This window comes from Clostridium sp. LS3, assembly GCF_055330225.1.
In genome coordinates this window covers 3,604,393-3,626,108 of sequence record NZ_CM143921.1, presented here as the reverse complement: position 1 = coordinate 3,626,108, position 21,716 = coordinate 3,604,393, and the positions used below count along the sequence as shown (strand labels likewise).

Here is a 21,716-nt window from a genome sequence, read left to right as displayed (position 1 = left end):
ATGTTATCAAAAAATATATTGTCTAGTGTTTTAGCTAGATGTTTAATAACAGGTGGAGATTTTGCAGAAATTTTTGAAGAAGATACAATAGATACTTCTATAAGTATTTTAAATGGAAAGGTAGAAAATTCTATATCGGGAAGAACTCATGGAATAGGTATAAGAATTTTTAAAGGTTTTAAAAGTGTTTATGCATACACTAATAATATTAGTTTAGATGCTTTATTAGATACAGCACAAAAAGCAGCATTAGCTCTTGGAGAGTTAAAAGAGGATATAAGTGTAGTGCTTAATGAAAAAACTATATATAATAATAATCCAATTATATATATTCCTTCTTCAATAAGTGCGCAAAAAAAGATAGAAGTTATGAAAATTGGATACAAAGCAGCAAAGGAATATCATGATGAAATAAAGCAAGTATCAGTGGGGTATTTAGATAAAGAACAAAATGTATTAATAGCTAATACAGAAGGTTTATATACAGAGGATAGAAGAGTTAGAACAAGACTTTCAATAAGCTCAGTAGCATCATTAAATGGAGAAAATCAAACTGGTTTTGAAGGACCAGGTGCACATAAAGGATTTGAGTTATTTAATGATATAGATCCAGAGTATTATGGTAAAGAAGCATCTAGAGTTGCTTATACAATGTTACATGCTAAGAATTGCCCAGCAGGTAAAATGCCTGTAGCAATAGATAATGGATTTGGTGGTGTAATATTCCACGAGGCTTGTGGACATTCTTTAGAGGCAACAGCTGTTGCAAAAGGAAACTCAGTATTTACAGATATGCTTGGTAAACAAATAGCATCAACAAAGGTGACTGCAATTGATGATGGAACTATACCTAATGCATGGGGGTCATTAAATATAGACGATGAAGGAAATAAAACTAGAAAAAATGTGTTAATAGAAAATGGTATATTAAAAGGATATTTAATTGATAAATTAAATGGAAGAAGAATGGGGATGGAGGCAACAGGAAGTTCAAGAAGACAAAATTATAAGTTTGCTCCTACTTCAAGAATGACAAACACATATATAGCAGCAGGAACTGATAACGAAGCTGAAATAATTAAATCAATATCAGATGGTTTATATGCAAAGAAAATGGGTGGAGGTTCAGTAAACCCAGTGACAGGAGAGTTTAACTTTGCAGTATCTGAAGGATATATTGTAAAAAATGGTGAAATACAAGAGCCAGTTAGAGGTGCAAGTTTAATTGGTAAAGGTAGCGAAGTATTAATGAATATAGATATGGTAGGCAAGAATTTAGAACAAGGTCAAGGTATGTGCGGATCAATTTCAGGAAGTATCCCAACTAATGTAGGTCAACCTATGATTAGAGTAAAAGAAATTACAGTAGGTGGAAGATAGGGGGAGTAGATGTGGAATTAAAAGTATTTATAAATAAATTATTTGAAGAAGCTAAAAACTCTGGCTTCAATGAATACGAAGTTTATTATGTAGATAGAGAAAGCTTAAGTATAAATGTATATAATGAAGAAGTGGAAAAATACAATTTAACTACCTCATATGGATTATCTTTTAGAGGAAAAATAAATGAAAAAATAGGATATTCATATACAGAAATACTAGATGAAGACGCAATAAAAATGCTTGTTAAAAATGCTAAAGAAAGCGCATTAGCTATTGAAAATGAAGATATACAATTTATTTATGAAGGAGATAAAGAGTATAAAGAGGTCAACACCTATTATAAGGCTTTAGAAAACCTTCCAGCAGATAAATTAATAGATTTAGCACTAAGTATGGAAAGAGAAGCAAAAAAATTAGACGATAGAGTAGTTAGCTTTGGAGGATGTGGAATAGGATATAACAAAGCAAAGTATGGAATAATTAATTCTAAAGGGTTAAATTTAGAGAATAAGTCTAATTTATTAAGCGCTTATGTAGTTCCGATAATAAAAGATGGAGAGAATATGCATGATGGAATAGGGTATATTACAGCTAAATCTTTAGATGAAGTAAACTCAAAAAAATTAGCTGATGATGGAGTTAATGAAGCATTATCAAAAGTTGGAGGTAAATCAGTCCCTTCAGGAAAATATAAAGTAATTATAAATAATGAAGCAATGGTTTCATTATTATCTACATTTGCAGGGGTGTTCAGTGGAGATGCAGCTCAAAAAGGTTTAAGCTTATTAAAAGGGAAAGAAGGAGAGATAATAGCAAGTAAAAAAGTAACTTTATTAGATGATCCTCACTTAGAAGATGGATTAGCATCAGTTCCATTTGATGATGAAGGGGTTTCAACAAAGAAAAAGGATATAATACATGAAGGAAAGCTTATTACTCTTTTGCATAATTTAAAGACAGCTAACAAAGGTAATACAAAGTCTACAGGTAATGGATTTAAAAATTCATATGGATCTCCAGTAGGAGTATCTCCAACTAATTTATACTTAAAGAATGGAGAAAAATCCTTTGATGAATTATTAAAAGAAGTAGGAGAAGGTTTAATAATAACGGACTTTGCAGGATTGCACTCAGGAGCAAATTCAATAACAGGAGATTTCTCACTAGCTGCAAAGGGGTTTTATATAAAGGATGGTAAAAAAGATTGTCCAGTAGAACAAATTACAGTAGCAGGAAACTTCTTTAATCTTTTAAAGGACATAGAAGAAGTAGGAAATGACCTAAAGTTCCCTATGAGTAGTATAGGAAGCCCATCTGTTAAAATTAGTGAATTATCAGTAGCGGGAAAGTAATAAGAAAATAAGAAGTAATAACTAGAAGTAGAAGTTTTAGAAAATATATAAGAGCTTTTTAATATATAACAAAAGCGAAGGTATTATCCTTCGCTTTTGTTATATATAATTTTAATTATTTATTTTCTAAATAGTTGCTTCTTATCATTTTATCTGATAATTCAACTATATTTGTATACATTTCTTTTTCTTCATCAGTTAAATCTTCACCTATAACACTTTGGTTAGTAAGCACTGCAAAGGACTTATTAGTATTTAATAGATTTCTACCCAAAGCAGTATTTATATATTTATCATTTGGTACGCCCATTAGGTATAGTAAAGTAGGCATAATATCAACTTGTCCACCTATAGTTTCAAAAGTCTTTGGTTCTTTAATATCCTTTGACCAAATTATAAAAGGTATAGTAGGATTTCCATTATCTGAATACCAATCTTCTTTATTAGTAAGCTTATCTATTGAATTGTTATAGTATTTATGAACACCAGTATGATCGCCTTCAATAACAACAACTGTATTATCTAGTAAACCTTCTTTATCTAGAAGCTCTAAGAATTTACCAATTTGAGTATCTGTGTACTTAACACTTTCAAAATATCCACCAAGTTCGTTTTGATCAAGCTCTGGATCTAAGTTTAGAACTCTTTTTTCTTTAGGTAAGTCAAAAGGTCCATGGCTAGTTAATGTAACTGTAAATGCATAAAATGGATCCTTTAGATTTTTTAGCATTGGAGTAACTTGTCTAAAGTAGCTTTCATCAGATAAACCAAGACCGATTTCTTCGTCTATATTAAATGAATAGTAATCAACAAAATGTTTAAATCCAATACCTGTTAATCCATTTACATAGTTCCAGAAAGAGCCCTTATCAGGATGGATTGCTATAGTTTCATAACCATCTTCCTCTAATAAAAGAGGTAATGAGTTGTACTTAGTTGAAGGATATCTAAAGAAAGTACTTCCTCTTCTTAATGGGAACATAGAAGTATTAATCATTAAATCTGAATCGGAGCTTGTACCTTCATTAACTTGCTCATATACATTAGGGAAGTACAATCCTGTTTTAATTAGTTCATCCATAACAGGAGTTATTTTTTGACCATTTGTTTCTTTTCCTATTATAAAGCTTTCTAAGGATTCAACTTGTATAACTAAAAGATTTTTGTCTTTAAATATCCCCTTATATTGATTATCAGGTAAATTTTCTTTTTGATTAAAGAATTCATCTATCTGAGCTTTTTCATTTTTAGTTAGTTCATACGGCTTAGAATCCTTATAAACATTAACTACATCAAATATGTGGTAACCTATAGATGAAAAGTATCTTGCAGTATTAGTCGGATCATAATTTGAAAATATATATCCATTTTTAACATCTTCATTTTTAAGTACATATAGATTAAAAGGAACGTATCCTATATATAAAATACTTGATAGTAGTATAACTATAAAAGTAATAGGGGCTCTCCTTTTAACTTTTGTATAAGATTTTCTAGTAAAGAACACAAATATTCCAAGCACTATAAAATCAATAACTAATAAGAAATCCTTATTGCTAAACATTGAAGATATGGTACCACCCATATTATCTAAATTTGCTGTTTGAGTTAGTAATAAGGCTGAAGGCATTGTTAAGAAGCCTCTAAAATACCCTAAATCTAATAGTATTAGCAAAGTTATTATTAAATCTATAATAAATAGATATATAACTCGTCCTTTACCTTTAAATAGTAGTGAGAAACTAAGAAAAATTAAAGCAAAGGAATAATAATAATTAATAAATGGCTTTGCTGAATTATATCCAAGAGTAATATCTAAAGTATAAGGATCTTGATTGACTACAAATCCCTGGAACAAGATACCCTTAAAAATAATAGCTGTAAGGGGAATTAAAAATAGTATGGCTCTTATAATGGTATCAAAGCTAAGAGTACTATAAAAATAGTTTTTTATTTTAACAAAAAAATTGTTCAATTTATCACCTCGTTTATATATAATGCTATGCTATTTATGTTTACAATACTTAAATTATATTATAGTAATTTTCATAAAGCAAATTACATTAATATTAATTTTTTAACCAATATAAAAACTAATTTCAATAACAGAGATAATTTTACAAAATATATTATAACTTAAGAACATTATGTTATAATAATTATATGTTTTTATTTAACATTGATATGGAGGTTATATATGCTTCAATATGATTTAACTATAATTGGAGGGGGAGCATCAGGACTTTCAGCTGGAGTTTCTGCTCTAAGAAATGGAATTAAGAAAGTTTTAATTTTAGAAAGAGAAAATGATTTAGGTGGAAATTTAAACTTATTTATACATATGGGCTTTGGAAGGTATTACTTAGAAAAAGATGTTACAGGACCGGAGTTAAGTAGCAAGCTTATTAAAGAATATAAGGCTTTAGGTGGTGTATATAAGGTAAATACAGAAGTACTAGAAGTAACAAAAAACAAGGTTGTTTCCTATGTTAATCCGCAAGATGGAATACAGGAGATAAAAGCAAGCTCTATAATACTTGCTTCTGGGCGAAGAGAAAGATTTACTGGAAATATAAATATACCAGTTCATAAATATACAGGTATATTTACATTAGCTTCAGCACATAGGCTTATAAATTTACAAGGATTTTTACCAGGAAAAGAAATTGTTATAATAGGAAATAACAACTGGTCATTAATTATAGCAAGAAGGCTATTAATAGAGGGAGCTAGAGTAAATGCTATTGTAGATGATTCTAGGAATGGATTTTTAGATGAAAATGGGATTAAATTTATAGAAGGTTTTAATATAGATATAATAAAAAACTGTAATGTTCTTGAACTTTATGGCAATGAAAGAATAGAAAGTATAGACATAGAAAATTTAGAAGACGGAAGTATAAAAAATATAGGTTGTGATTCCTTAATATTAACAGTTGGATATTATCCCGAAATATCTTTTATGAGAAAAACAAATATATTATTAGAGGAAAATAATATACCATTAGTTAAAAATTATGAAACCTCTATAAACGGAATTTTTGCATGTGGTACACTTTTAACTGGAGATAAAGGTATATTAAATAGTGGAGAAAATGGTTATGAAGTTGGAAAAATAGTATCAGAGTATATAAAAAAATATATGTATTAAAGGATAAGGGGAATGAATTTTTAATATACATTCCCCTTAATATTTAATGAATTTATAAATTCATTAAATATTAATAATTGCCCTTTAGCATTTAAATGGATTCCATCAATAAATATATCATTATGAGAATGGTTTAATGTAACAGTATAAAAATCAACATATTTAATATTATATTTATCGCAAAGTTCAATTATACAACATCTTAGTAAAGGAAGTTGTTTTTCGCAATAATCATACGTAGGAGAAGGCATAAATAAATTGTAGGCATCTTCTTTTAATATAGTAGGGGGAATTCCTATTATTATTTCTTTAGTTAAAGTTAATGCCTCCTTTATTATTAATTCTATATTTTCTAATACTGCATTTATTGGTCTATTGGAAAGAAAATCATTAGTTCCTCCCATAATGAAAATCTTTTGTGGTGAAAGGTAGAGGACATCTTCTGTAAATCTATTTAACATATCTGTAGTTGTATTTCCGTTTACACCTTTATTTATTATAGTCAGTGGTTCAATATTAATTAATTTTTCAACCCAATTAACATTCTTATTTACTCCATATCCATAAGTTAAACTATCTCCAATAAAGATAAAAGAATTTTTATTCAATTAAAAGTTCCTTTCTAAAACAATTTATTAAAACAAGTACGGCAAATTAATGTTTTACCACTATTAGCTTTAATAATATTGCTATCATTAATTTTTTTGCTACAAAATTCGCATATTAATATTTTAGTAGTATCGTCAGATTTAATACTAGAAGATTTAGAGTTAATATTTTTTGATGTCTTAGATGCACCTTTTTTTATTGAAGAATAAATCTTTTTAAGACTAGTTTTTTTTCTGGGTAAAATCGAATAAGAAATTTCAAATTCACTTTCTCCAAAAAACTCTAATTCGAAACGTGGATTTTCCTTGTCATAAAATTCCTCTGTAATAATTCTTCTTATTTGCGCATCATTAACTATGAGACCGCTTTTTTCAATCCCGTCAAAAATACTTTTAGTTATATTGGCAGTATCAGGATGCCTTTTTTCACTCTTATAATAAACTTTAAGAACAGCTATAAGTGACTCTTCTAGAACTATATCTGGATTTTGTATTCTGGAATAGTATGCAATTTCTTCTTCATAAAGTGCATACCTATCATGAGCTTTTCCAGTATTATAAGGAAGTATTGCTCTACCATCCTTATTATGTAATTTAAAATTAGATTTAGATATGGGTGAACCTGGTACAATTACTTTTGCATAAGAACTCATTATGAAAACTCCTTTAAAATAATATTAATATATCCTTAAAAATCCATTAATTCTAATAAAAAATAATGAATAATTTGTTTATTCAGTATATAATAAACAATGGTAATAATACGAAATAAGCTTTATTTTAATATACAATAATGAACTTATTTTAACAAGAAAACAAATATAAATATAAATTTGTAATATTTTAATATAAATATAATTAGATTAAGAGGTATTAGTTATGGAAAGTAAATTAATATTATCAATAGAATCAAGCTGCGATGAAACATCAGCAGCTGTAGTTAAAGATGGAAGAGAGGTACTATCTAACATAATAGCTTCTCAAATAGAAACCCATAAAAAATATGGAGGGGTAGTGCCAGAAGTTGCATCTAGAATGCATATAGAAGTAGTAAATGGTGTTGTAATGGAAGCATTACAAGAAGCAGGAGTAAGTTTAAATGATATAGATGCTATTGGAGTTACTTATGGGCCAGGATTAGTAGGAGCCTTATTAGTTGGACTACAATATGCTAAGGGGCTTGCATATGCAGCTAAAAAGCCTTTAGTTGGAGTAAATCATATAGAAGGTCATATTTGTGCTAACTATATAGAACATAAGGATTTAAAGCCTCCTTTCGTATCCTTAGTAGTATCAGGAGGACATACCTTTATAGTTCATGTTAAGAATTATGGTGAATATGACGTTATAGGGCAAACAAGGGATGATGCAGCTGGAGAAGCTTATGATAAGGTTGCAAGAGCTCTAGGATTAGGATATCCGGGAGGCCCTAAAATAGATAAATTAGCTAAAGAAGGAAATGAAAATGCAATAGAATTTCCGAAAGCTAATTTTCATGATGAAACACTAGATTTTTCATTTAGTGGAGTAAAATCAGCTGTATTAAATTATTTAAATAAATGTAAAATGCAAAATATAGAAATAAATAAAGCTGATGTTGCGGCATCATTCCAAAAGGCTGTTGTTGATGTGTTAAAACAAAATGTATTAAAAACTTGTAAGAAAAAGAAGGTTAATAAAATTGCAATAGCTGGTGGTGTAGCATCAAATTCAGCACTTAGAGCATCTCTTATTAAGGCAGCAGAAGAAGAAGGGATAGACGTATTATTTCCTTCACCAATATTATGTACAGACAATGCAGCTATGATAGGTAGTGCAGCTTATTTTAATTTTATTAGGGGAGAAGATAGTTCTTTAGATATAAATGCAAAGCCAAATTTAAAGCTATAATCTATAAGGGGGAGTGGTATCGTGAAACTTTTACCACATTCAAATGGTGTTTATAAGGTAAATATGAAAAATAAATTAAAGCCAAAGGATATAATAAGAAATGTAGTAGTAGGCATAGGAATATTAATTACTATAGGATTCCTGTATCAAAGAATAAGTAACTTCGTAGCAAAAGAAAAACTTAAGCAAAGAGTAGATTATGCTAGAGTAGACGATAAAAGATTAGATTATAGAATGAGTGGTGAGGGAAAATATACTGTTATATTTGATGGAAATATAGGAGCTAACTTAAATCAATGGAATAGTATAACAGATACGTTAACTACAGATTATAGTGATATAACTACATTTGTTTATAATAGAAGAGGATATGGATATAGTGATGGTGGTAGCATAAGAACTCCAAAAGAACAAGCAGAGGATTTAAGAATATTACTTAGAAAGTCAGCTGCTCCAGCTCCCTATATATTAGTTGGAGAAGAATATGGAAGCTTAGTGTTAACTGAGTTTGCAAAGGCTTATCCAGATTTAGTAGCAGGGGTTGTTTTAGTAAATCCGTTAGTTGAGGATAGTATTAATACTGATGAATTTAGAAAGAGTCTTATTGTAGAGAATATAAGAAGAGATATAGAAAAGGTTGGTTCAAGCATAGGATTTACTACATTAATATACAAATTGAATTTGGCTTGTGATACAGAAGAATTTGAAAGTAAACTAGATGAAATAAATTTAGAAGAATTTAAAGTACATAGAACAAAAAGAGATTATACAAGTGCAGTTTGCAATGAGTTAGAGAATATAACTAGTGGGAAAAATAATAGTCAAGAAGATAGCGTATTTAGTGGAAAGCCATATTATTTAATAGCTAAAGAAGGTCAGGAACAGTTAAAATCACTAGGAGATGAATCTTTAACAAAGGTATATAATACTACATCTAAAAGCAATATATTATCTATGTACGAGCCTGACGCAGTTATAACAGGAATAAGGCAAGTTGTTAAGCAAGCAAATGAAATTGAAAGAGCAGAGAAAAAAATAAATAAGAATTAATTACTATAGAGTATATGTCATATAATTGTCACAAAAAAGGGGTATATTAATAACTGTAAAAGTGATTTATAAATGCTTAGGAGGAGTTTGTGATGAGTGATAATAACATATATGATGTAGACAATTATGAAGAGGTTAGTAATGAAAGGTCTTCTTTAGAGAATACTACAAAGGAAGATTATATTGAGGAAGATACATTACTAGAAAAAAATACTACTTTTGATATGAATAAAAGTAATGGGAATAATAAAAAGGAAAAGAAAAAGGGAAGCTTTAAAATAATAGCAATAGCGCTTATAGCAGGTCTTCTAGGAGGAATTATAGGTGGAGGAAGTATATATTATGGAATGAAGGATAGTAATATAAAGAATCAATCTAGTAACCTTACACCTAATCCGCAAACATTTAATACTCAAGAAGGGGCACTAACTGCAAGTGAGGCTTTCGAAAAAGTTGCTCCAGCAGTAGTTATTGTTTCAGCAAATGGAGTAACAGATTATAGTGGAATTATACCTCAACAAGTAGATGGTATTGGATCAGGATTTATAATAAATGAGGAAGGTTACATACTAACTAATTACCATGTTATAAAAGGAGCAAAAGAAGTTGTTGTAACTTTATCTGATGGTAGGGATGTAAAAGCTAAAGTTATTAATTATGATGAAAATCAAGATATTGCAATGTTAAAGCTAAATGATGATAATATTAAGGTACCAGCAATAGTTCAACTAGGTGATTCTGATGTATTAAAACCAGGAGAACAAGTTTTAGCTATAGGGACACCTTTATCTAAAGATTTTAACCAAACTATAACAGGAGGACTTGTTAGTGCTGTTAATAGAACTGTTGAAACAAGTAATGGAGTTAAACTTAATTTAATACAAACAGATGCAGCTATTAATCCTGGAAATAGTGGAGGACCACTTATAAATACTAAAGGTGAGGTAGTAGGAATAAATACATTAAAAATGTCAGGTGGAGCAGAAGGAATAGGATTCTCAATTCCAATAAATGAAGTTAAAGATAGAATAGATGCTTTATCTAAACCAATATTAAATTTAGGGGTATCAATAAGAGAAATAGATCAAAAACTTGCAAAGCAATATGATATGCAAGAAGGGTTATATATAGTTGAAGTATCAGATTTTTCTCCGGCAGAAAAGGCAGGATTAAAGAGTGGGGATATAATAGTTAAATTCGATGGACAAAGAGTTAAGACATTTAATGAATTAAGAACTATTAAGAATACTAAAAAGGACGGCGACGTAGTTAAAGTAGAAGCTGTTAGAAATGGTGAAAATAAAACTTTCGATGTTCAATTAGAAGCAAAACAATAATAGTTATATAGTATTAATAACTTAAATATTAAAAAGACTAGTATTTAGAAATAAAATATATCTAAAGATAGAGTATATTTTATTAAGACTAGTCTTTTTTTATTAAAACTATTATTACTTAAATCACAATTTATGGATAACGGAATAGATTATACTATGAGAATTTAAAATTTAAACTTAGGAGGCAAAGTTATGAGCGGAAGAATAGCATCATGCGAATTAAAAACAGGGTGTAATGAACAAATAGAAGCAATCGTTAGATTACCAGAGGAGAAGAGATCAGTTATATTTGGAACAGTTTTGGACAGTAACAGAATGCCTGTAGCAGACGCAGTAGTAAAATTATTACAAATAGTTGATGGATGTAGATATCCTTATCCACTAACTCATACCTTTACAGATTGTCATGGTCAATTTTTATTAGGACCTCTATGTCCAAATACAAAATATATGCTAAAAATATATAAAGACAATATAGTGATAAGATGTGCAGAATTAGAAACTTCATCATACAACGGAAAATGTATAGGCAAACCAGATAATGGTGGACACAAATCTCCGAAACTATTTCAAGACAAAACCTCAAGTGAATGTGATTGTTAGATAACTGAATAGGTAGTAACAAAAAAAAGCTTCTTAATTAATTTAAGAGGCTTTTTTATTATTAGAAATTTTGGTAGAATTGTTTTAGATTAATTAAGGGGAGATAATATGGAAAAGATAATGCTATATATAGTAGGGGTATTCTTTGCAATAGGAGTAGTAGATTATATATTTGGAAATAGATTTAATTTGTTTAAAGGAATAGAAGATGGAGTAAAAAGTATGGGATCATTAGCTTTATCTATGATAGGAATACTTTCTATAATACCTATTATTTCAGACAGTATTACTAAATATATGTTACCTATTTTTAAAAATAGTTTAGTAGATCCATCAATAGTGATATCTTCGTTTATTGCTGTCGATATGGGAGGATATAAAATTACACAAGCTATAGCTATGGATAAATCAATGATATATTTTTCAGGAATTTTAATATCATCAATACTAGGGTGCACTATAAGTTTTACTTTACCATTAGCATTAGGAATTATTGATGAGAAGTATTTAAACATATTATGTAAGGGTATTCTATGTGGAATAGTTACATTGCCAATAGGATTATTTATTGGTGGGATTTTATTAAAGATGAATTTAAGTAATATAATAATTAATCTTTTACCTATTATTATAATATCTATATTAGTAGCTGCAGGATTATATAGAAAGCCAAATAAAATGATAAAATACTTTACTTATTTAGCAAAAATGATTGTTATATTAGGGGTAATAGGGTTAGGAATACAAGGTTTTTCATCAATAACAGGAATAGTAATAATAAATAATTTGCTTCCACTTGAAGAAACATTAACTATAGTTGGAAAAATAGCAATTTTTTTAGGTGGAGCCAATGTAATGCTAGAGATTATAAAAAGAGTATTTAGAAATAGTATAAGTAATTTAGAAAAAATTTTAGATATTAATTCAGACTCAGTTGCTGCATTAATTGGAAGTTTAGCTTCAGCAGTAATAGTATTCACTGATTTTCATAAGATGGATGATAGAGGAAAACTAATATGTTCAGCCTTCTCAGTTTCAGGTGCTTATGTATTTGGAGGACAGTTAGCATATGTTGCCATAGAGGCTAAAGAAATAGTATTAGTATATGTATTAGTAAAACTAATAAGTGGATTTTTAGGACTAGCATTAGCACTTAAAATAAGTAAAAAAGAGTTAAGAAAAGTTTCTTAACTCTTTTTAGACTAATTAGCTAATGTAAAATCTGTATTAGTTAATTTAAATATATCTCTGATTCCATCAGTAATATAAATTTTATTATCTTTTGTTACAAAGATTGCATCTGTATTTGGTAAAGTATTTACAAACTTCATTCCTTCCTCAACACCCATTGCAAAAACAGAAGTTGATAAAGCATCACCATCAATTGATTTATCACTTACAATGGTTATTCCAGCAATTTCATTATCATATGGATAGCCATTTTGGGGACTTAATATATGGTGATATTTAACTCCATCTTTTTCAATATATCTTTCGTAAATACCAGAAGTAACTATAGATTTATTTTTTACTGTAATGGTACCAATTATATCACCACGATCGGAAAATGGATTTTGAATACCTATTTTCCAGGACTCACTATTAACTTTTTCACCGTGAGCATATATATTTCCACCTAAATCTATAATTGCACTTTTAACATTATTATTTGAAAGTATGTTAGAAATAACATCAGCAGTATATCCTTTAGCTATACCACCAAGATCGATCATCATACCTTTTCTTTTTAGAAATATAGTTTTCTCAGTATCATTTAACTCTAAATCGTTGTAACCAATAAGTGGAAGTTTTGAATTTATTTCTTCCTGAGTAGGAACTTTAGCTTCTGGTAAGCCGATATTCCAAAGTTTAACTATAGGACCTACTGTTATATCAAATAGTCCATTAGAAAGCTTAGAATACTCTACCCCTTTTTTTATTAATGTATATGTATCGGGATCTACTTTAACAGGCTCTATTCCAGCAGATTCATTAATTTTATCTACTAATGTACCATTTTCATTAATACTTAAAGTGCTTTCCAACTCTTTAACTTTGTTAAAAACTTCATCTAAAATTTTCTCATCTTTATTATCGTAAAGAGTAACACTAACAACTGTTCCCATTAAAAGTTCGCTTTTAGAAAGGGGCTCAGAGGCTTTGTTATCTTTTGAACAACTAGTCAAAAGTGAAAGAGAAAAAATTAACAAAATAGATATAGTGAAAAGGTTTAAATGCTTTTTCATCATAATTGATCCTCCTAAATAATATGTCGTTTACTATATATATTATAAATAAAAAACTTTAAAAATACAAAAGACTTTAGGTAAAAACCTAAAGTCTAATATGTTACTAATTATTATTTAGCACCTTCTAAAGCTTTTTCAGCTAAAGTTTTGAATTGATTACTTGAATTTGTAGCACCAGTTACTACATCAACTTTAGAAGCATCTTGCTTTTCAACTAATGAAGCTTCTAATTTTGGGAAAGCTTCTTTTGGATTAGTCTTACTTTTTTCTTTCATTGACGTATTGTAGCCTTCATTAGTAAGCTTGCTACCGTCTTTATCACTAGCTTCATCATATTTAACTGTAGCTATTTTTCCATCTTTAACTTCGATTTCTATAGATCCCTTGTATCCTCTGTCATCAGCTTCTGATTCTTTTTTATATGTTCCGTTTTTTAATCCAGCCTCTTTTTTAGCTTCTTCTTTTTTGTCTCCGCATCCTACAAATACAGTAGTAGCTAATGCAGCAACTGCTAATAAGCTTATAATTCTTCTTGATTTCATTGATAAAATCCCCCTTAAACTTATTTTAAAATATTGAAATATTTCCAATTACTAAATAATTATACACAATATTAAGATAAGTTGATATTCAAATTTCTTATAATACATAAGAAAAACTGATAACGTTAAAAAATATACAATCAGTACAACTTATTGTAACATAAGGGTTTAAGCTCAAATATAGGTTTATTTTTCTTGAAAAAAATTGTTAAAAAAACCACAAAAAATAATGTGACCTATATAGACATATTATAAAATAGTGTATAGAATTAAATATGCTATTTTAGAATTATTTATAATGAGGGGATGATGTGCAACATGTCAAAAAATAAGATACTTGTTCTTGGTGCTGGATATGGTGGTGTACGTACTGCTAAAAAGCTAGCTAAGAAGTATAAGAAAAACAATGATGTGGAAATTACATTGATAGATAGAAATCCATATCATACATTAATGACAGAATTACATGAAGTTGCAGGGGGAAGAGTTCACCCTGAATCAGTTCAAGTAGAACTATGCAAAATTTTTGGAAAATCAAAAGTTAACGTAGTTACTGACTTTATAGAAAAAGTTGATACAGATAAGAAAGTAGTTAAAACAACACATGGAGAATATTCATATGACTACTTAGTAATAGGTACAGGTAGTGAACCAGCATTTTTCGGAGTGCCTGGAGTAAAAGAAAATGGATTCACTTTATGGTCATTTGAAGATGCACTAAAAATAAGAAAGCATATACAAGACATGTTTGCTAAGGCAAGCTTAGAAAGAAATGCTGGTAAGAGAAAAGAAATGCTTACATTTATAGTTGCAGGATCAGGATTTACTGGTATAGAAATGGCTGGAGAACTTTTAGAATGGAAAAGTAGATTAGCAAGAGAGTATAATGTTGATGAAAACGAAGTCACTCTAAAAGTTGTAGAAGCTATGGGAACTATCTTAAATATGTTAGATAGAAAACAAGCAGATAAAGCAGAAAAATATATGGTTAAGCATGGTATGGAGATTTTAAAGAACTCTCCAATTACAGAAGTAACTGAGGATAAAATAATACTTAAGAGTGGACAAGAAATTAAAACAAGAACATTAATATGGACTTGTGGAATACAAGCAAATCAAGATTCTAAAGAGTATGGATTAGATACAGCTAGAGCAGGAAGATTACAAACTAATGAGTTTATGCAAGCTGTTGGAAAGAAAGATGTATTTGTAGTTGGAGATATGGCTTATTTTGAAGAAGAAGCAGGAAAAGGAACTCCTCAAATAGTTGAAGCTGCAGTTCAAACAGCAGATACAGTAGTTAAAAATATAATTGCATCAATAGAAAATAAAGAAATGCAAAAGTTCTCAGGAAAATATCATGGATTTATGGTTTCAATTGGTGGAAGATATTGTGTTGCTAACTTAATGGGACTTAAATTATCAGGCTTCTTTGCAATGATAATGAAACATTTAGTTAATATACATTATTTATTTGAAGTAAATGATGTTCATGCTATATATAGTTACCTACAACATGAGTTCTTTACTATGGAAGATAGAAGATCTATAATGAGAGGTCATTTATCATCTAAGGCAAATAGATTGTGGTTAGTTCCATTAAGATTATATATAGGATCATTATGGTTAATTGAAGGTTTAAAGAAATTACTTGGTGAAGGTACATGGGATTCAATGTGGAAAGCTAATAACATAAGCGATTTCTTTAACAGAGTAACTATTGGTGCTGATAGCTGGACTAAGGCTGGAAATGTTAAAATGCCATTTACTTGGTTACAAGATGCAACTTCAGGAGCATCAGCAGGAGCTTCAGCTGGAGAAGCTGCAGCAGAATTTGCAAAACCAATTATAAAGGAAATTCCAGGTTGGTATTCAGCAATAATGCAAGTAATGATGCCAAATCCTGAAGTAGCTGTATGGTTCCAAAGAATTGTCGTATTAATGGAAATAGGAATGGGATTATGTTTAATTGCTGGATTATTTACATTTATATGTAGTGGAGTATCAGCTGGTATGGTAGTAAACTTTATTTTATGTGCTATGGCTGGTTGGGATATTTTATGGTTCTTCTTTGGTTCAATTGCATTAATGGGTGGTGCAGGTAGAACATTTGGATTAGATTATTATATAATGCCATGGATTACTAGGCTTGCAGATAATTTCTGGCATGGCAAGAAGCAACCAATATATAAATAGAATGATATAGGGATTATTAGTTAAAAATATTCTCATATTGCATAAAGATTTTATGAGGTAGAGTTTTTGCTCTACCTTATAAAATTACAAAAGTTTATGTTACAAATTCATCCAATTATATTATAATGGAGATGATAAATTTATGTTTAAAAAATTAGATTTTGTTATAATAGCAGTGCTAATGTTATTATCCTTTTTACCTGAGATTATTTTAGGTGCTTCAGTAGGTAGGGGGTATAGCAATACATATGCAGAAATAACGATTGCTGGAAAATTATATAAGAATGTTCCTTTATCTGAGCATAGAGGTGAGGACATTATAGAATTAAAAACCAAAGAAGGACTAAATATTATAAAGATAAAGGATGATAAAATAGGTATAATAGAGGCAGATTGCGCTGATAAAGTATGTATGAATCCAGAGTATATAGATAAAGCAGGACAAAGCTTAGTATGCCTTCCTCATAAAGTTATGATTGAAATAAAAGGAAAAAGTGAAGATGATATTATACTATCACATTAAGGAGGAGTTATGAAAAAGACTAGTAAAATAGTATATATAGGATTGTTAGTAGCTCAAGCCTTAGTATTACATATTTTTGAGAGAATGATTCCTGTACCTTTTGTAACACCAGGAGCTAAACTAGGATTAGCAAATTTAATTACTGTTATTGCTCTATATACTTTAAATAGCAAAAAAGATGCTTTTTTAGTATTATTTTTAAGGCTTACATTAGCAACAATGTTTGGTGGTAATTTATCATCATTTATGTATAGTGCAACAGGTGGAATTTTAAGTTTCCTTGCAATGGTTTTTGTAAAGGACTTATTTAAAGATAAAGTTAGTATTATAGGTGTAAGCTCAGCAGGCGCAATATTTCATAATGTTGGACAGCTGGTAATTGCATCATTAATAGTTAGAAACATAGGAGTTATGCTATATTTACCTATACTATCAACAGTAGGTATAGTTACAGGTATCTTTATTGGAATAACTGCAAATTACGTTGTGGAACACTTAAAGAAATTACCGATGTTTAGATAACAGGGGAAAATAATTATATTAACTAGGTGAAATAATACTAAATATATTATTTAGATTGTCACTAAGAAGGTGGATTATAATGGACAAGATTTGGAATAAGTATCCTGAATTAAAGCAAGAACTTGTTTGTGTAATAAATTTAATGAAAAAAAATGTTAAATGCAAAGACAAAAGGATTGAAAACTCCATATTAGAATTAATAGAATCAGGTGGTAAGTTATTAAGACCTGCTTTTGTTTTAATAGGATCAAAATTTGGAAATCCTGATAAAGAAAAGTCTATTCCAACTGCAGCAGTAATAGAAATGTTACATATGGCAACATTAGTACATGATGATGTTATAGATGATTCAAAGCTTAGGAGAGGACAAGAAACTATTCAATCTAAGTATGGAAAGGATTATGCTGTTTATATAGGAGATTATCTTTTCTGTGTATGTTTTAAAATCTTAGCAACAAATTCTTCATTACAGGCTATAAAAATGGATTCAAGAGCAATGTCAAAGATTTGTATGGGAGAAGTTAATCAGTTAAATTCAAGATTTTCTATGAAATTATCTGTAAAAGACTATTTGAGTAGAATATCAGGAAAGACTGCTGAATTATTTTCAATATCACTATATTTGGGTGCAGCTGAATGTGATGCAGATAATAAGATTTGTAGGGAACTTGGAAATATAGGACATAATTTAGGGATGGCCTTTCAGATAATAGATGATATTTTAGATTATGAGGGTAGCGATAAAAGTATTAAGAAGTCTGCAGCAAATGATTTAAAGCAAGGAATATATACAATTCCGTTTATATATGCATATAAAAATAATAAATCTTCATTTGAAGAAATTTTAGAAAAAGACTTTTATACTGAAGAAGAGATAGGCAAAATAATAGACTTAGTTAAAGCAAATGATGGAATTAAAATGGCTAAGGATTTAGCTGGAAAGTATATGAAAAAATGCTTTAAGGGTATAGATAAACTTCCTGAAAATGAATATAAGAATGTATTAAAAGAAATAGCAGAATGGCTATTATTAAGAACATATTAAAGGGTTACTTAGGATAAGTAACCCTTTAATATGTTATTTAATGATTTAATAAAGTCTGAATTAGTTTTATAAAATGATTCAGTATAGCTTATGTATATTGGAAGTGAAACTGAAAAGTCTTCTATTTTAATTCTCTTTATATTAGTTGTAGAGCAGTAGTTATTATATATACTCATAGGTATAAAAGCTACAGCTTTACTTGATAATACGCCATTTAAAGCCGAAAAATAAGAATTAGAACTATAAAGAATATTTACATGCTCTAAATCTTCTTCATTAAAGTTTAAGGCTGAATATAGTGAATTTTTTAAGCAACTTTTATTAAAAGTAAATATTAGTGGCAAATCAAATAGCTGTTCCTTTTTTATAGTGTTAATTGGGAAATTAGAATTGCTTATCAAAACGATTTCGTCAAATCCTATTTGCTTTGTTATAATGCCTTCAAATTCTTCAGGCTTTTTATAACATATATAAATATCACAAATATTATTAGGTAAATTCATGTTTGAGCAGCATTCAATAGTATCTGAATTTATTGTGTAGAAATCATATACTTTTTTCAGCTTAGATATAGCTACTGGTAAAATAGTCAGACTTATTGATTCCACAGCTTCAATTGATATGTATTTTTTTTTATTAATAGAGCTTAATATCTCTTCTTGCATTTTATTATAAGCACTAAGTATAGTTTCGCAATGCTTAAATAGAATTTCTCCTTCAGTAGTTAGGGTAACACCTTTATTACTTCTATTTAATAGTTTTACATTTAACTCATTTTCTAATTTTAGTATTTGTTGACTTAGTGCAGATTGGGATAGATGTGCATTTTTCGCTACAGTTGAAATACTTTTAGAATTAGCAACTTGGAAAAAATAATTTAAATTATCTATATGCATAACAATCTCCTAACTAATAATCTGTATATTTAATTATTATAGTATAATAATCTTTAGAAAGCAAAATTATTTAATATTAATAAATGTATAGGAATAGAGTATAATTTTATTAGATATAATTTTAGGATGTGTTAAAAATGAAGATTAGAAAGAAAATAATAGTTTATTTATTAATAATAGTATTTATTATGGGAGGAATAAGTGTATTTATAAGTAAATCTAATACTAGTTTAATAAAAGGAGATATAGTTATATGGACAAACGATAAGTATTTTTCCTATTTTAATTCCATTTCAAGGGAATTCAAAAAGAATAATAAAAGAGTTAATATAGAAGTAGTTAGTATAAAAGAAGAGGATTATCTAGATAAAATTTTAAATACAGAAAAAAAATTGTTACCTAATATAGTTCATTTAAACTTTATGGAGATAGACAATATAAAGGATAAGATTAATTTTACAGCAGAGAATAAAGAAATAATAGAAACATATAGTAAAAATTTTAATAAAAGTAGGCTGCAAGAAGTGAAAATAGATGACAATTACTACGCAGTTCCTTTTACATCTAATCCAATAGGGTTGTTTTTAAGAAGTGATATATTAAGCGAATTTGGATATAGCGTAGAGGATGTTAGTACTTGGGAACAATTATTAAAAATAGGAAGCGATATATATAATAAGAGTAATGGTGAAATAAGTATATTCTCAAGCAAGGATAGAGACAATATAAATCTTTTATTAGCGGCTCAATTAGTAGATTTACAAAATAAAAATTATTCAAATAGGGAAATTATAGATAATATAAATTCAATATATAATAGTAATTTTACGAATGATAATAATTATATATGTAGATTAGATTCTTTAAATTTTTATAAGGAGTTAAATGATTCAAATATAGATGGGGTATGGGAATGTAGGAACCCTCCAACATTTAATATAGGTGAAAATAGATTTTATGATATAGGTGGTGAAAACTTAGTAGCATTAAAAATTGACAATGAAGAAGCTATAAAAAGTTTTATTTCATATGCTGCTACTAATAAAGAGCTACTTTCCAAGGAATTATTAAATTCTAATTTTGTTCCAAGTTCCTTATATTCATTAAAGATAAAACAGTTAAATGAAAATGTGGATAATTCAGGAAACAACCCTTTCTTAGTATTAAGTAATATAGTAGAAAGGGCACCTGAAATAACGAACTATGAGCTTTTTAAAGATATAGTTTATGATATATACCATTAGAGCCTAAGTATTTTTTCATAGGCCTCTAATGTTTTCATGGCAGTTTGTCTCCAAGAAAATTGGAGACTTCTTTCATATCCTTTTTTAGATAAATCTAATTTTAGATCATTATTATTTAGTAGATTTAACAAGGCACTTTCAAGATCAGACATATTAAAAGGATTTATTAATATACAAGCATCTCCAGTAACCTCAGGGATAGAAGTTATATTAGAGGTTATAACAGGAGTCATACAACTCATTGCTTCTAATGGGGGGAGGCCAAATCCTTCATAAAGTGAAGGATAAACAAAAGCTTCAGCTCCATTATATAGTGTAGGTAAAAGGGAATCTTCTATAAATCCTGTAAAGAGTATATTTTCCTTGGATGATAACTTTTCTACCATATTAACAAGTTTTTTTCCTTCATCTTTAATAGAGCCAGCTAAAAGCAATATATGAGGCTCTTTTAAATCTTTATTTATTTTATCAAAAGCTAAAATAAGTTCTCTAGCATTTTTACGTGCACTAAATCCACCTATGTATAGTATATATGGTTTATCAAAATTAAATTTTTCTTTAATATAGTTTCTACATTGGGCTCTATCCAATGGTTTAAAATTTGAGTTAGCGGCTAAAGGAGTAACAATTATTTTTTCTTCAGGAATATGATTAAAAAACTTTAAAATATCCCTTTTAGAATACTCAGAAACTGTAAGTATTCCTTTAGAGTTATCTATTATAGAAGGCATATTTCTTAAAAATCTCTCTAAGTATCCTCTACCAGTAGTTTCTGGTAAAGTATATGGAATTAAGTCATGAATAGTAACTATACAATTGTTCTCATAATTTTCACAATATCCAATTCCATTTTGAGGAATATGATGAATTTGGATATCATTATTTTTTATGAAGTTGGGAAAATAGTAGTTCTCATAAAATCCACCATGTTTTTTAGAGGTAAATATTATTTTACTATTTTCTTTTTTAAATCTTTCATAGTTTTTCCCTGTCCAAAATAATGAATAATTATTTTTATTATCTATATTAAGCAATTCGGTAACTAGATTTTCTGTATAAGTTCCAATACCAGTTCCGTTATATAAATTGATACCTCTGGCATCTATAGATATTTTCATAGTAATC

Annotated in this window: 20 protein-coding genes; 13 read left to right on the top strand and 7 right to left on the bottom strand. The window is 28.6% G+C overall.

Annotated features, from left to right (window positions below; translation table 11 throughout):
• The gene (locus ACZJV1_RS17060; protein WP_463650877.1) at positions 1–1,380 is read left to right on the top strand and encodes a TldD/PmbA family protein; all 1,380 of its coding nucleotides are present in this window, start codon (positions 1–3) and stop codon (positions 1,378–1,380) included.
• 11 nt (positions 1,381–1,391) lie between these two features.
• Positions 1,392–2,735, top strand: coding sequence for a TldD/PmbA family protein (locus ACZJV1_RS17055; protein WP_463650876.1), 1,344 nt, complete (start codon positions 1,392–1,394; stop codon positions 2,733–2,735).
• A 115-nt stretch (positions 2,736–2,850) separates the two neighbouring features.
• On the opposite strand, the gene ACZJV1_RS17050 is transcribed toward ACZJV1_RS17055, so the two are convergent.
• Complete coding sequence (locus ACZJV1_RS17050; RefSeq protein ID WP_463650875.1) at positions 2,851–4,710, bottom strand: LTA synthase family protein; 1,860 nt, start codon at positions 4,708–4,710, stop codon at positions 2,851–2,853.
• Between the two features lie 222 nt (positions 4,711–4,932).
• Between ACZJV1_RS17050 and ACZJV1_RS17045 the strand changes: the two genes are divergently transcribed.
• Positions 4,933–5,886, top strand: coding sequence for an NAD(P)/FAD-dependent oxidoreductase (locus tag ACZJV1_RS17045; RefSeq protein ID WP_463650874.1), 954 nt, complete (start codon positions 4,933–4,935; stop codon positions 5,884–5,886).
• 20 nt (positions 5,887–5,906) lie between these two features.
• Here the strand turns inward: ACZJV1_RS17045 and ACZJV1_RS17040 are convergent, their stop codons facing one another.
• Both ACZJV1_RS17040 and ACZJV1_RS17035 read right to left on the bottom strand, forming a co-directional pair.
• Positions 5,907–6,494, bottom strand: a complete 588-nt coding sequence (locus ACZJV1_RS17040; RefSeq protein ID WP_463650873.1) for a GDSL-type esterase/lipase family protein — start codon at positions 6,492–6,494, stop codon at positions 5,907–5,909.
• 14 nt (positions 6,495–6,508) lie between these two features.
• The gene (locus ACZJV1_RS17035; protein ID WP_463650872.1) at positions 6,509–7,147 is read right to left on the bottom strand and encodes a RusA family crossover junction endodeoxyribonuclease; all 639 of its coding nucleotides are present in this window, start codon (positions 7,145–7,147) and stop codon (positions 6,509–6,511) included.
• Between the two features lie 226 nt (positions 7,148–7,373).
• On the opposite strand from ACZJV1_RS17035, the gene tsaD reads away from it, so the two are divergent.
• From tsaD to eutH, 5 genes are all read left to right on the top strand, one after another.
• Positions 7,374–8,384 carry a tRNA (adenosine(37)-N6)-threonylcarbamoyltransferase complex transferase subunit TsaD gene (gene tsaD, locus ACZJV1_RS17030; protein ID WP_411169040.1) on the top strand — a complete coding sequence of 337 codons (1,011 nt, stop codon included), beginning with the start codon at positions 7,374–7,376 and terminating at the stop codon, positions 8,382–8,384.
• A 21-nt stretch (positions 8,385–8,405) separates the two neighbouring features.
• The gene (locus ACZJV1_RS17025; RefSeq protein WP_463650871.1) at positions 8,406–9,434 is read left to right on the top strand and encodes an alpha/beta fold hydrolase; all 1,029 of its coding nucleotides are present in this window, start codon (positions 8,406–8,408) and stop codon (positions 9,432–9,434) included.
• 92 nt (positions 9,435–9,526) lie between these two features.
• Complete coding sequence (locus ACZJV1_RS17020; protein WP_411169038.1) at positions 9,527–10,771, top strand: S1C family serine protease; 1,245 nt, start codon at positions 9,527–9,529, stop codon at positions 10,769–10,771.
• A gap of 192 nt (positions 10,772–10,963) precedes the next feature.
• Positions 10,964–11,374 carry a carboxypeptidase regulatory-like domain-containing protein gene (locus ACZJV1_RS17015; protein WP_322459093.1) on the top strand — a complete coding sequence of 137 codons (411 nt, stop codon included), beginning with the start codon at positions 10,964–10,966 and terminating at the stop codon, positions 11,372–11,374.
• Between the two features lie 108 nt (positions 11,375–11,482).
• Complete coding sequence (eutH, locus tag ACZJV1_RS17010) at positions 11,483–12,565, top strand: ethanolamine utilization protein EutH (protein WP_463650870.1); 1,083 nt, start codon at positions 11,483–11,485, stop codon at positions 12,563–12,565.
• 11 nt (positions 12,566–12,576) lie between these two features.
• Here the strand turns inward: eutH and ACZJV1_RS17005 are convergent, their stop codons facing one another.
• Both ACZJV1_RS17005 and ACZJV1_RS17000 read right to left on the bottom strand, forming a co-directional pair.
• Positions 12,577–13,620 (bottom strand): FAD:protein FMN transferase, encoded by a 1,044-nt coding sequence (locus ACZJV1_RS17005; protein ID WP_463652174.1) that lies wholly within the window; start codon positions 13,618–13,620, stop codon positions 12,577–12,579.
• A 113-nt stretch (positions 13,621–13,733) separates the two neighbouring features.
• A complete protein-coding gene (locus ACZJV1_RS17000) occupies positions 13,734–14,165 on the bottom strand; it encodes an FMN-binding protein (RefSeq protein WP_411169036.1) in 432 nt (143 codons plus the stop codon).
• A gap of 318 nt (positions 14,166–14,483) precedes the next feature.
• Here ACZJV1_RS17000 and ACZJV1_RS16995 point away from each other — a divergent pair, with 318 nt between their 5' ends.
• The 4 genes from ACZJV1_RS16995 to ACZJV1_RS16980 all read left to right on the top strand — a co-directional run bounded on the left by ACZJV1_RS16995 (position 14,484) and on the right by ACZJV1_RS16980 (position 18,451).
• Entirely contained in the window at positions 14,484–16,361 is a 1,878-nt protein-coding gene (locus ACZJV1_RS16995; protein ID WP_411169035.1) for an FAD-dependent oxidoreductase, read from the top strand.
• A gap of 142 nt (positions 16,362–16,503) precedes the next feature.
• Positions 16,504–16,884, top strand: a complete 381-nt coding sequence (locus ACZJV1_RS16990) for a NusG domain II-containing protein (RefSeq protein WP_460289398.1) — start codon at positions 16,504–16,506, stop codon at positions 16,882–16,884.
• Positions 16,885–16,893: 9 nt separating this feature from the next.
• Positions 16,894–17,406, top strand: coding sequence for a Gx transporter family protein (locus ACZJV1_RS16985; protein ID WP_460289397.1), 513 nt, complete (start codon positions 16,894–16,896; stop codon positions 17,404–17,406).
• A gap of 79 nt (positions 17,407–17,485) precedes the next feature.
• A complete protein-coding gene (locus ACZJV1_RS16980) occupies positions 17,486–18,451 on the top strand; it encodes a polyprenyl synthetase family protein (RefSeq protein ID WP_460289396.1) in 966 nt (321 codons plus the stop codon).
• Positions 18,452–18,459: 8 nt separating this feature from the next.
• Here ACZJV1_RS16980 and ACZJV1_RS16975 read toward each other — a convergent pair whose 3' ends face one another.
• Positions 18,460–19,347, bottom strand: a complete 888-nt coding sequence (locus tag ACZJV1_RS16975; protein ID WP_411169032.1) for a LysR family transcriptional regulator — start codon at positions 19,345–19,347, stop codon at positions 18,460–18,462.
• A gap of 137 nt (positions 19,348–19,484) precedes the next feature.
• Here ACZJV1_RS16975 and ACZJV1_RS16970 point away from each other — a divergent pair, with 137 nt between their 5' ends.
• Complete coding sequence (locus tag ACZJV1_RS16970) at positions 19,485–20,591, top strand: ABC transporter substrate-binding protein (protein WP_463650869.1); 1,107 nt, start codon at positions 19,485–19,487, stop codon at positions 20,589–20,591.
• On the opposite strand, the gene ACZJV1_RS16965 is transcribed toward ACZJV1_RS16970, so the two are convergent.
• Positions 20,588–21,709, bottom strand: a complete 1,122-nt coding sequence (locus ACZJV1_RS16965; RefSeq protein WP_460289393.1) for a glycosyltransferase family 4 protein — start codon at positions 21,707–21,709, stop codon at positions 20,588–20,590. The genes ACZJV1_RS16970 and ACZJV1_RS16965 overlap by 4 nt on opposite strands.
• Between the last annotated feature and the right edge of the window lie 7 nt (positions 21,710–21,716).